We start from the raw sequence: 10,794 nt of genomic DNA, 5'->3' as shown, positions 1-10,794 counted from the left end.
TAATAAAATTGAATTTTATGTTGAAACTTCCAACAGTTTGTCCAAGTTGCGATGCTGATTTACGAGTTGCAAAATTGCAATGTTTGTCTTGTGGGACGGAAGTAAGTGGAACTTACGACTTACCGCCATTAATGTTGTTGGATCGGGAAGAGCAGGAATTTGTGCTCCGTTTTTTGGAAAATTCTGGTAGCCTGAAGGAAATGGCTAATCAAATGGGCAAAAGCTATCCCACCGTCCGAAATAAATTAGACGATTTAATTGCCAAACTGAAGCAGCATCAATCCGGAAAAACATGAAATCTTATTGTTCACCCTAAAACCTTTACGCCATGAAACAAACGACATTTAACGAATCGCAGCACTTTCTTTCCAAATGGTTTCTCGTTCTATTTTTGCCGATAACTGGATTTACTTTTTATAAGTTTTTCACTTTAGCTACTTGGGATTTTAAAGCCTTTTTCGGAATAGCTACGTTGTTATTGCTTGTATTGTTATTCGCGCTCGCTCGATTGCGCACGCGGTTGGATAGAAACGGAATATTTGTCGACTTCAAACCCTTCGTTTGGAACAAAACATGGTCGTGGAGCGAAATAAGTCGGGTAGAGGTTAACAATATAGCTTGCTGGATTACGGAGGTTGGGGATATCGTTTTGGGAAAAATGGCACCGCAATAACCACAAAAGGAAAACATGGATTTGTGATTCATTTCAATAACGGCCGAAAAATTTTGATCGGTACGCAACAACCCGAAGCCGTCCAAAATCAATTAAAAGCATTAGCAGATGGCGAATAATCATTCCATTCTTATAAATCCTTTCGATCGTTTATCCGATAGGAAAATGATCCTTATTGGATTGGTAGCATATTTCATTGCATCCATTCAAGCTTACCTTTTTAGTTACGCGGTGGAGGGGCTTTTGCATTTGCGACCTGTTGAAGGCCTTCCGTGGTATGTGGGCTTCATCAGCCATGCGCTTAATATCTTGGTGCTCGCGTCATTCTTGTGGCTTTGCTCTAAAATTTTTTATCGAAAAATACGATGGCAAGATGTGGCGATTGTCGTTATGATTGCGCAGGTTGTCAATTACGTTGTCGCTTTGCTAATGATGAATCCATTTGTGCGTATTCCGTTCGATCAAATTCATCAAGCGGTACTTGCTGGCGATATGACCCTAACTTCCGTTTCGCCGTTGGATTTGACTATTGCGGTTGCCATAGCGATGATCTCGCTGGCGTTATTGGTCTATTTTTTCTATTTGCTCGTTGTTGGCATGAAGATAGCCATAAATGCTAAACGGAAAGTCGATGCAGTATGGATTGTACTAGTCACATTAATCGTTGATGTTTTGTTGAACATTTCCGTTAAAACAATTTTTTAATATGAGAATTCTGTTTATCGTCTTGTTGAGTGTGATCTATTCCTGTCAAGGTGTTTCGCAAACCATGGAAGGCCGTTGGAAAGGTGATTTGGAAGCTTCTGGAAAGAAGATTCCATTGCTTTTCGCTATTAGCAAGGAGAATAATTGGACGGTAAAGATGAAAAGCCCGTCGCAGGCGCAAATGGATTTCAATATGGATAGCGTATCCGTGAATGGTGATTCTATCTTTATAAAATCATCCGCTTTGGGATTGTCTTTTGCGGGTAAATTGCAAGAGAGCGGAGAAGCAATCGTCGGGAAATATAGCCAACGTGGATTTACTGCGCCGTTGACATTGACAAGATATGAAGGCGAAAAAGCGGAGCGACGTACACAACAACCGATGAATCCGTTGCCATACGAATCGAAGCAGGTTGCTTTTACTAATGACCGAGATGAAGTTCGTTTAGCGGGAACAATGACGCAACCGGCTCAGCCAGGTAAATATCCGGCCGTGATTTTGGTCAGCGGCTCAGGTCCACAAAATAGAAATTCGGAAGTTTTTGGTCACAAACCTTTCGAGGTAATTGCCGATTATCTGACGCGAAAAGGAATTGTGGTTTTGCGTTACGATGATCGCGGTGTTGCCGAGTCGACGGGAAGCTTCGTCAAAAGTAATATTGGCGATTTCAGTCGGGACGCTATGGCAGCGTTATCGTTTATAAAAAGGCAAGATAAAGTGGATTCGACGCGCTTAGGAATCATCGGGCATAGCGAAGGCGGGTTGATTTCCTTATTATTAGCTGGTCAGCATATTCCCGATTTGAAGTTTGCAGTTTCCTTGGCAGGACCATCCGTAGCCATCGATTCGTTGATGGTATTGCAATTGTACCACGTTGGCAAAAGTCAGGGAATGAGCGAGGCGGATTTGTCGCAAGCGCGAACAATTAATAGAAAGAATTTTGAAATCGTAAAGAGCGAAATTCCAGCACCCGAAGCACTAAATCAATTGATGAAAAACACGGGTGCTTTAACAGGTACAAGTGAAGAACTTCGGAAAGAATTTCAGGTGATGGTTTTAGAACCTTATCGCTATTTTTTACGCATTGATCCTGTTCCATTTATTCGTCGGATTAATATTCCGCTGTTGGCGGTTTTCGGAGAAAAAGATATTCAAGTTCCGGCAATTGAAAATCAAGCATCTTTGTCGGCGAATTTGCCCGCAAATGCACAAAGCAGAATTAAAACGTACCCAAGTTTGAATCATCTCATGCAACCGGCAAAAACCGGCGCATTAGACGAATATTATGAGATAGAAACCACGATTGAACCTCAGTTATTGGAGGATATTTCTAAGTGGATATTAGGTATGAAAAATTAAGGCGTAGTATTGGCTACCGGCAATACTTTCCCGTTGTAATATTTGTTGCCGGTTTGCGCGAAATCTGCGATATAGCGGCCCATCTCGAACGCTAACGTGCCTGCCTGCATGCCCGGGAATGCTTCTTCAAACATTTCCGTTTGCGAAGATCCTAGCGCCAAGCAGTTTACAGCAATACCTAGCGGTTTAAATTCCTCTGCTAAAGCTTCGGTAAGTATCGACAATGCACCTTTGCTTGCAGAATAAGCTGCCAGTCCGGGGAATTTCGAAGAACCTTGCACGCCGCCCATACTGCCAATGTTCACAATATGCGCGCCCGGCTTCATCATCGGAACAATATGCTGAATCATTTTGGCGTGCGCCAACAAGTTCGTTTGCAGCACACTCGCAAAATCTTCTGCGCTTGTTTCCAAAAATGGCCTGTTAACCAAAACGCCAGCATTGTTAATCAATATGTCAACCTGATCAAATTTCGATTGAATGAAGGGAACTAACGAGGTTGGATAATCATCATGTACGATGTCAAATTGCGCAGGAAATAGGGTTCCTCCGTCAGGATTTAGGGAGCCAGAGATCTCATGCAGTTTGCGTAGTTTATCTCCTGATCGCGCAAGCGCGATTACCTTATTTTCTTTATTCGCCATCAAATCCAGTACGGCTTCAAAGCCGACGCCACTACTTGCTCCAGTAATTATAATGTTTGCCATAAATTCTTTTCAGCTATATCTAGTCGTTTTTTATTTTCGAGCTTCGCGAATGATTTATAATAATGGATAAATGCGTGCGCAAAGCATCAATACGTAGGCAATCAAAAAGCCTCCATTGAGCGCCATCAACCAATTAAATTCTACGCGTTCGTATTTGTTTTTCAATACCAATATCAGCAATCCTACAAATATGATAAACAAGAGGATAGGGAAAGCCAAGAACCACTTATTGGTAAAATAAAGGTTGATTTGACTTAGTTTTTCGCTGTCTTGTGTAACGTAAAATGCGATCAGCATCACGAACAAAACAAAAAATAATCGTAATATTGACTTCGCAACAATCTTGCTAGTGGTATGGTTTTTGGAAGATTGATTCGTCATAACATGAACTTTTAATGATTGTCAAAAATATCAAATTTAGAATTATGCGTAAACAGATAATGTCGATAATATCGCTGGTAGCGGTTGTATTTGTATTAGGTTCTTGCGGAGCTCCACGTAAATCGGCTGGCGGTGCTGGCGCTGGTATGGCAGAATCTGGCCCTTCGGCATCGCAGTGGCGTTCCGGAATTAAAGGAAAATGGGTTTTAAATACCGTAGAGCGTGAGGATATTCCTTCGTCTTACACAGTAAAAAACATTTTCGACGAAGCACCTGTAGATTGCTTTGTAGGTAGTATTTGGGATTTGCCGACAGGGAACCATCGCGGAAGCATTGAATTCCGTAGCGAAGGTACACTTTGTGCGGATGGCGCTGTGCGTACGATCGTATGGTCTGTATTTAATCCTGGTAAAGGAATGGGTGAGCCACAATTCCAATTCAAAAAACTATATGCGGGCGATAAGCCTTCTAACGTAACCAACGGTTACCGCTTAGATTTATCGTATGCCGACGAGGGTTCTTTAGTGATGAGAATGGCGATTCCACTGGATCAAGGTCAAGGACATTTAGTATTTAACTTTACACGCTTAGATTAATTTCGAACGTTTTCGGTTATCTATAGCGATACCTCCTAAAGTGTGATACATTTTAGGAGGTTTTTTTTATTTTTGAGGAAATTTTCAAACGACGATGAGTCAAAAAGTTGCGTTAATTACAGGCATTACAGGGCAAGATGGAGCCTATCTAGCAGAATTTCTACTAAAGAAAGGTTATGTCGTACATGGGTTGAAACGACGAAGTTCGCTCTTCAATACCGATCGTATCGATCACTTGTATCAAGATCCTCATACTAGAGATCGTCATTTTGTAATGCATTACGGCGATTTGACTGATTCCACCAATCTTATTCGGGTTATTCAAGAGGTTCAACCGGATGAGATTTATAACTTGGCGGCACAGTCGCATGTGAAGGTAAGTTTTGACACGCCTGAATATACTGCGAATGCAGATGGCATTGGCGTTTTGCGTGTTTTGGAAGCGGTTCGATTATTAGGATTGGTGGAGCGCACACGCATTTATCAAGCCTCGACTTCCGAATTATACGGTTTGGTGCAAGAAGTTCCACAAAAGGAAACAACGCCATTCTATCCGAGAAGTCCATACGCTGCTGCTAAAATGTACGCTTATTGGATTACCGTAAATTATCGCGAGGCGTATGGAATGTTTGCCAGCAATGGCATTCTATTTAATCACGAAAGTCCGGTAAGAGGAGAAACATTTGTTACACGCAAAATTACACGCGCAGCCGCTCGCATTGCATTGGGATTACAAGATAAGTTGTATCTAGGAAATCTATCTGCGCAGCGTGATTGGGGACATGCTAAAGATTATGTCGAAGCGATGTGGTTGATTCTTCAGCAAGATAAAGCAGAAGATTACGTAATCGCAACTGGCGTAACGACAAGTGTTCGCGAGTTTGTGCGTATGAGCTTTGCAGAGTTGGGTATTGAGGTTGAATTCAGCGGGAAGGACGCTTCGGAGAAAGGCGTGATTATAGATCGAGATTTAGAAAAGTTGGAGGCATTAGGGATTGATCCAGTACATATCAAGCTTGGTCAAACGGTTGTAAAGGTTGATCCGGCATATTATCGTCCGACGGAGGTTGATTTATTAATTGGCGATCCTACAAAGGCGAAAACACAGTTAGGTTGGGAACCTAAATATGGTCTTGATGCGCTAGTAAGCGAGATGGTGCTGTCCGATTTACAAGTGATGCGTAAAGATGCTTACCTAAAAGCGGGTGGATTTGACACGTTCAATTATTTCGAATAATTTACCTTGGAACAGTTTTTGACATAACTCCTTATAAACCTTTACTTTTGTCGTAATCAAAGCGAGGATGCTGTTCGCTTTTTGTGTATCAAACAAATGAATCTTGATCAAGTAGAATTCAAAAAAGAAGAGAAAAAGTCGCCAAGTGCGGGCGTCAATAAAAAAATATATTTCTTTATCATCGCGATAGCTGCCTTGGTGGCTACTAACGTATATTTTTATGTTAAGTTTAGATCCTCCGATGAGAAGTTATATACTATTACGTTGCAGAAGGAAAATTTGCAGACGGATATAGATCGTATAGAAGCGGAACTGGACAATGCAAATAGCCAAGGTGTTCCATATACTTCTGATTTAGAAGCATCGGAAAGCGAGGCCAGGATGGTGATCAATAATTTACGGCAGGACCTAAGTAAAGAGGATCTGTCTGAACAGGATTTGGTATCAGTACGTAAGGAAGTGGACGGACTTAAATCTCGTGTTTCGCAATTTCGCGACGAAGTTGTCGGGTTGCGTGTAAAAAGTGAATTGTTAGCGGAGGAAAATAATGCTTTGAAAGAAGAATTGGACGAGAGCGCAAGAGAAATCCGTACGTTGAAAACAAATCAAACGATCATGACGAGCAAGATGTCCAAAGCATCTGCTATCAAAGTATCCAACGTACTAATTAATGGTGTGTCAGAAAAACGCGATGGTTCTTTAGTATCAAGTCCAAAAGCGAAAAAGGTGGATAAATTACAAATCAGCTTCTCCATTGCCGATAACCCAATTGCAGAGCGAGGAAATAAGGAGGTTTTTGTTCGTATTATCAATCCAAACGGAAATCTTATCGCTAATACCGATGATCTTTTCTACGTACACGGAGAGAAATTACAATATACGTTTAAGGAGAATATCAACTTTACGAACAATGGACAAGAATATCAATTGCTTTGGTCCGACGGAGAGAATGGATTTAGAAAAGGCGCTTACACGATTCTATTGTACTCTGATAACTCTATCATGGGACGTGCGAGTATAGTGCTGAAATAGCACACAGTAAGTAGCATATAGGGACAGATTTGTTCATCACAAAATATTTAATGCTTCAAGCAACTCGCTTGGAGCATTTTTGTTTTTTAATCGTAAAGTTGTAAAGTTGTGATGGAGCTACCAAGGTTACAAACCTGAGATGGTAACCGTTAATTCGTAAACCATCATGTAACTGCGAGAAAGCGTGACGAAGCAGTCTGTTTTGAAATTGATAGTAGATTCGAATGGCTTTGAAGTAAAGTCGTTAGATTACTCCAGGCATTGTTCCTCGTGTTCGCAAAGGACGGTTTTAACTTTAAAGATTTATAAACAATCCATTCTATCCTTTTTCCGCATACAATGGAAGAACAATCGTAAAGGTTGTTCCTAAGTTTTCGGCGGTGTCGAAAGATATTTCACCTTGCATCGATTCCACAGTCTTCTTGACAAAGGCAAGCCCTAAACCCGTACCCGAACTTTTAGTGGTAAAGTTTGGTTGAAAAATTTTTGGGATCACATCCTCTGAGATACCGAAACCATTGTCGCTCACGCTAATCTTTACCTTTTCATCATCTATAAGCGATAAGGTAATTTTGATGGTGTGCTTGCGCCTACCTCGCGCTGCTTCAATCGCATTTTTGATCAAGTTATTAAAGCTGCGCAATATCTGATCTTTATCACCCAAAACATAAACATGATCTAGATACGTTTTGTTGAATACATGAATGTCGGTATTTAAGGTGCCATTGAACAAGGTAACAACCTCCGAAATTTTTTCTAAGATGTCAATCTTTACAAGTTCCGTATCCGGCAGACGTGCGAAATTAGAGAATTCAACAGCGATTTTGGATAAACTGTCTATTTGCTCGATAAAAGAGTCGGAGAAGCGCTTAAAGCGGTCTTCAAATCGCGGATCATCCTCGTTAAAGGAACGGATTAATTGCTGGATACCTAACTTCATTGGCGTAAGTGGGTTTTTAATCTCATGTGCCACCTGCCGAGCCATTTCCCGCCACGCATATTCTCGTTCTGCGTTCATCAGTTGCTTCGTATTTTGCTCCATTTTTACGAGCATCAAGTTATAGGCTTTCACTAAAGCGCCAATTTCGTCATCACGCTCCCAGTACAACGCTGCGGTATTCTTGCTATTAATGGTTGTTTCCGACATTTTTTGACCGATCATTTCTAGCGGACGCGTAATTAATCTAGACACCAAAACGGCAACAAAACCAGCAATTAGAATAATCACCGTATAAATGTTTAAGAGCGAATTAAGCAATAAATTACTATTACGAATCTCTTCCTTCTTCGCAGCGTAGTTTGGAATATTAACAAATGCTACAACGTTATTTTCTGCATTTCTGATTGTGGAATAACTGGAATTAAATGAGAAATCGCCCACACGCTCCGTTAGTGTTACGTTCGTTTTTTTGATAACGTTTAGTTCATTGTAAGCATCCGGTTGAATAAAATTTGAAATTAGCGAAGACTCGAAAATGCGTGGTTGTGAGGAATACACCAACATGCCGCCTTTATTATACACATTTGCATCAAGGGTAGAAAACTCATTAATTTCCTGTACTTTTTGTATTGCTTCGGAATTCCAGCTATTTATTTCATCGCTGGAAAGAAGATTCTCTAGCTTGTGTGAAACTTCATTACTGTAACTTTCTTGCAGAGCCAGGTTACTACTTTCCAACTGTTTGCGAATGGTAATAAAGGCTATCGTTCCAGAAATTAGAATCGCCAAAATTACAGTCAAGTTTACGATGGTTTGTATGCGCGTACTGTACCGCAATTTGTTGCGAAGGATAATAAATTGGTACTGGAGTGTTCGTATGCTGAACGATTTGCTAAAAACGATTTTTACCAGATATTGAATGGCTTGTATAATAGAATAAACGATGAATAGCGATATAAACAGAAAAGAAACAATCGCAAGCGATTTCGAGAAATTAAATTTCGGCTTACTAACCACAATAGTGGTATGGATGTCAGGTCGTGACATCATATGATAAAATCCACCGTCATCTGGCAATGATACTGATTTATAAAGCTCCTTAGGAAACTGGCCGTCTTGTGTAGGATAGATGTAGTTACCATTTTGCGTTTGCAAACTGCGGTCTTTATAAAGCGCAAACGCAGCATCACTGGAATAATGTTCGCGAATCAAATCTACCTTGCTATCCACCAAAAATTCCGGATAAGGCAGGGAAGGGCTATATGCGTAGTTTTTTAGATTTACAAATATCTGCGCGTTGTTTTCCTCGTCGATAGGTAGTACGGTTTGATAAAAATACTCGTGCGTTCCTAATTCTCCACGAACACGGTAAAAATGCGACGTTTTTGGAACACGTACTGCGCTGTTAATAACTTTCTCACGATATTCTGCGACTTTATCTGCGCCATACGAATCCAGCGGTTTATCGTTGACGTAGTAGTAAAACTGTTGATCATAGCGAGAAAGGTATTCGCTGAAATAACGCGTTTTGATGTGGGTGCTCAAAGGTTGCGTGATGCCCGTCTTTTCTGCCTCCAAAACCAAACGCCTTAGCAATGTGGAGTCTGCATCGAGCTCCTTTTCCATTTCTACAAAAATAGAAACCGCATTCAGGTCATTTTCCGCTTCTAAATAGTTCAGTGTGAGCGTCATTTCCTTTTGCTTGACAATACGAATGCTTTTATGGTAAATGATGGAAGATAGTACCGAAATAGAAAGTAGTACCATCACGATGTTGAAAAACGAATGTTGGGTATTTTTATGTCGCGTGTAAGACCGAATAAGTATGATAATACCTACCAATAGGTTATAGAAAATCGTTTGATCAAAGGCTTGTGTTCCGATAAACAGAAAGATGATCAGTGTAATTAGTTGTATGTTGATTTCCGTTGTCAAATTACTCAGCATCGTGCGCACTTGACCTACAATGAAATCGATATAAAAAATTAGTAAAATGACATTAATACAAAATAGTGAGATATTTATCCAACTATAGGCATTAAATCCGAGTATGTTGGTAAAGTCCATGTTCACGCCGGATGTATGCGTGATGAGCGTACTTAAATGGTATAATACTAAATCGCTGAGCAGGTAAATGGTGGAAATCGCAATAATTGCAAAAATCAACCCTCCGAAACTCCTTCTAAATGGATTTTGCTCCGCTAAATATACTTGGATTTCCCGAATGTAAAAGATAACCCACGCAGCGCTAACGGTAACGACGATAAACTCCCATAAGTTGGGCAGGAATGGGCTATATGCGTAATATCGAGGGTCGAAAAGTTCAATGCTCGATGTGCCGGATAGCCAATTGGATTTTAGCGATATCCATTTGAGAAAAGCGAAAATTGTTATGAGAATACCTACCGAAAGCCACGCATGCCCACGTTTCGCTAAAAGCCGACAAAGATGACTTACCAAACATAAAAAGATAATCGATCCTAAAACCCAAGAGAGTAATTGAATAGTTAGGTAAACGTTGTGGTACTTACCTTCTTTAAACTTAACAGAAAATAGGTAAGATCCATTTTTGCTATATATGTTTCTGACAACATTGACGTCGCTATACTGTGCAATATCCAAATTATCTGTAGGCATAATCTGTTTATAAAAACGATTAGTGAGATATGGATTAGAATGATTAAACGTCCGTTTGACAAGAATAACTGCTAAAACGGAAGTTTCGGAATCCAGATTTTTCTTTTTCACTAAGTACGATCTGGGTTCGCCATCTACGAAAGTCACATCCTGTTGAAAAGGCTGATCTGAAGGGAGTACCATGATATTGGAGCTCCAGAAGATAGGTTTATGATTTTTGTAAACGTAGAAAAAAATCAACTGATTTTTCTGTGAGAAAGATTCCGTCAAGTTTAGCGCTTGGGTAGGATAGCGCTCAACGTTCTGAAACGTTTTCATGGCCAAGGAGTCAGCGAAGATGTTTTCAACTAAACTTTCTTTTTCATGAATGTTATTTGAAACCGTTTCCGCGTTGACGGTCAACATATCTGACTCCGTAATCGTTTTATGCATAATGAGCGCTGTGGCAAACAGCGAGAGCATCAGTATTGATAACAGAAGAAGAATTTTGTTTCCCATCAAGAACTATCCTATTGAGGGCTAAATA

General features: G+C 40.4%; 10 protein-coding genes. 7 read left to right on the top strand and 3 right to left on the bottom strand.

Translation table 11 applies throughout. The features are described 5' to 3' along the window. Window positions 1-17: 17 nt before the first annotated feature. The 4 genes from ACFSQ3_RS02885 (at window position 18) to ACFSQ3_RS02870 (ending at window position 2,738) form a co-directional block, all read left to right on the top strand. The gene (locus tag ACFSQ3_RS02885) at window positions 18-296 is read left to right on the top strand and encodes a DUF2089 family protein (RefSeq protein ID WP_380867319.1); all 279 of its coding nucleotides are present in this window, start codon (window positions 18-20) and stop codon (window positions 294-296) included. Window positions 297-328: 32 nt separating this feature from the next. Continuing rightward, complete coding sequence (locus ACFSQ3_RS02880; RefSeq protein WP_380867318.1) at window positions 329-673, top strand: hypothetical protein; 345 nt, start codon at window positions 329-331, stop codon at window positions 671-673. 108 nt (window positions 674-781) lie between these two features. After that, window positions 782-1,378: a hypothetical protein gene (locus ACFSQ3_RS02875; protein ID WP_380867316.1), complete on the top strand. Its 597-nt coding sequence runs from the start codon at window positions 782-784 to the stop codon at window positions 1,376-1,378. A gap of 1 nt (window position 1,379) precedes the next feature. After that, window positions 1,380-2,738: an alpha/beta hydrolase family protein gene (locus tag ACFSQ3_RS02870; protein ID WP_380867314.1), complete on the top strand. Its 1,359-nt coding sequence runs from the start codon at window positions 1,380-1,382 to the stop codon at window positions 2,736-2,738. On the opposite strand, the gene ACFSQ3_RS02865 is transcribed toward ACFSQ3_RS02870, so the two are convergent. Both ACFSQ3_RS02865 and ACFSQ3_RS02860 read right to left on the bottom strand, forming a co-directional pair. Beyond that, window positions 2,735-3,445 carry an SDR family NAD(P)-dependent oxidoreductase gene (locus ACFSQ3_RS02865; RefSeq protein ID WP_380867313.1) on the bottom strand — a complete coding sequence of 237 codons (711 nt, stop codon included), beginning with the start codon at window positions 3,443-3,445 and terminating at the stop codon, window positions 2,735-2,737. The two genes, ACFSQ3_RS02870 and ACFSQ3_RS02865, sit on opposite strands and share 4 nt — an antisense overlap. A gap of 54 nt (window positions 3,446-3,499) precedes the next feature. Continuing rightward, entirely contained in the window at window positions 3,500-3,826 is a 327-nt protein-coding gene (locus ACFSQ3_RS02860) for a hypothetical protein (RefSeq protein WP_380867311.1), read from the bottom strand. A 44-nt stretch (window positions 3,827-3,870) separates the two neighbouring features. Between ACFSQ3_RS02860 and ACFSQ3_RS02855 the strand changes: the two genes are divergently transcribed. From ACFSQ3_RS02855 to ACFSQ3_RS02845, 3 genes are all read left to right on the top strand, one after another. After that, complete coding sequence (locus ACFSQ3_RS02855) at window positions 3,871-4,422, top strand: hypothetical protein (protein ID WP_380867310.1); 552 nt, start codon at window positions 3,871-3,873, stop codon at window positions 4,420-4,422. Window positions 4,423-4,516: 94 nt separating this feature from the next. Next, window positions 4,517-5,659: a GDP-mannose 4,6-dehydratase gene (gmd, locus tag ACFSQ3_RS02850; RefSeq protein ID WP_380867308.1), complete on the top strand. Its 1,143-nt coding sequence runs from the start codon at window positions 4,517-4,519 to the stop codon at window positions 5,657-5,659. Window positions 5,660-5,755: 96 nt separating this feature from the next. Next, window positions 5,756-6,691, top strand: a complete 936-nt coding sequence (locus tag ACFSQ3_RS02845; protein WP_380867307.1) for a hypothetical protein — start codon at window positions 5,756-5,758, stop codon at window positions 6,689-6,691. 319 nt (window positions 6,692-7,010) lie between these two features. Here ACFSQ3_RS02845 and ACFSQ3_RS02840 read toward each other — a convergent pair whose 3' ends face one another. Beyond that, window positions 7,011-10,700: an ATP-binding protein gene (locus tag ACFSQ3_RS02840; RefSeq protein WP_380867306.1), complete on the bottom strand. Its 3,690-nt coding sequence runs from the start codon at window positions 10,698-10,700 to the stop codon at window positions 7,011-7,013. Window positions 10,701-10,794 lie beyond the last annotated feature (94 nt).

It is taken from the genome of Sphingobacterium corticis (genome assembly GCF_042684745.1).
Classification (GTDB): Bacteria; Bacteroidota; Bacteroidia; order Sphingobacteriales; family Sphingobacteriaceae; genus Sphingobacterium; species Sphingobacterium corticis.
The sequence above is the reverse complement of the archived record's forward strand: the minus strand, read 5'-3'. Positions and strand labels throughout refer to the sequence as shown.

Bases quoted from the DNA above. Each gene is read 5' to 3' on its own strand.
- ACFSQ3_RS02840 (WP_380867306.1), bottom strand. From the start codon at position 10,700: ATGCATAAAACGATTACGGAGTCAGATATGTTGACCGTCAACGCGGAA.
- ACFSQ3_RS02885 (WP_380867319.1), top strand. From the start codon at position 18: ATGTTGAAACTTCCAACAGTTTGTCCAAGTTGCGATGCTGATTTACGA.
- ACFSQ3_RS02860 (WP_380867311.1), bottom strand. From the start codon at position 3,826: ATGACGAATCAATCTTCCAAAAACCATACCACTAGCAAGATTGTTGCG.
- ACFSQ3_RS02855 (WP_380867310.1), top strand. From the start codon at position 3,871: ATGCGTAAACAGATAATGTCGATAATATCGCTGGTAGCGGTTGTATTT.
- ACFSQ3_RS02870 (WP_380867314.1), top strand. From the start codon at position 1,380: ATGAGAATTCTGTTTATCGTCTTGTTGAGTGTGATCTATTCCTGTCAA.
- ACFSQ3_RS02875 (WP_380867316.1), top strand. From the start codon at position 782: ATGGCGAATAATCATTCCATTCTTATAAATCCTTTCGATCGTTTATCC.
- gmd (WP_380867308.1), top strand. From the start codon at position 4,517: ATGAGTCAAAAAGTTGCGTTAATTACAGGCATTACAGGGCAAGATGGA.
- ACFSQ3_RS02880 (WP_380867318.1), top strand. From the start codon at position 329: ATGAAACAAACGACATTTAACGAATCGCAGCACTTTCTTTCCAAATGG.
- ACFSQ3_RS02845 (WP_380867307.1), top strand. From the start codon at position 5,756: ATGAATCTTGATCAAGTAGAATTCAAAAAAGAAGAGAAAAAGTCGCCA.
- ACFSQ3_RS02865 (WP_380867313.1), bottom strand. From the start codon at position 3,445: ATGGCAAACATTATAATTACTGGAGCAAGTAGTGGCGTCGGCTTTGAA.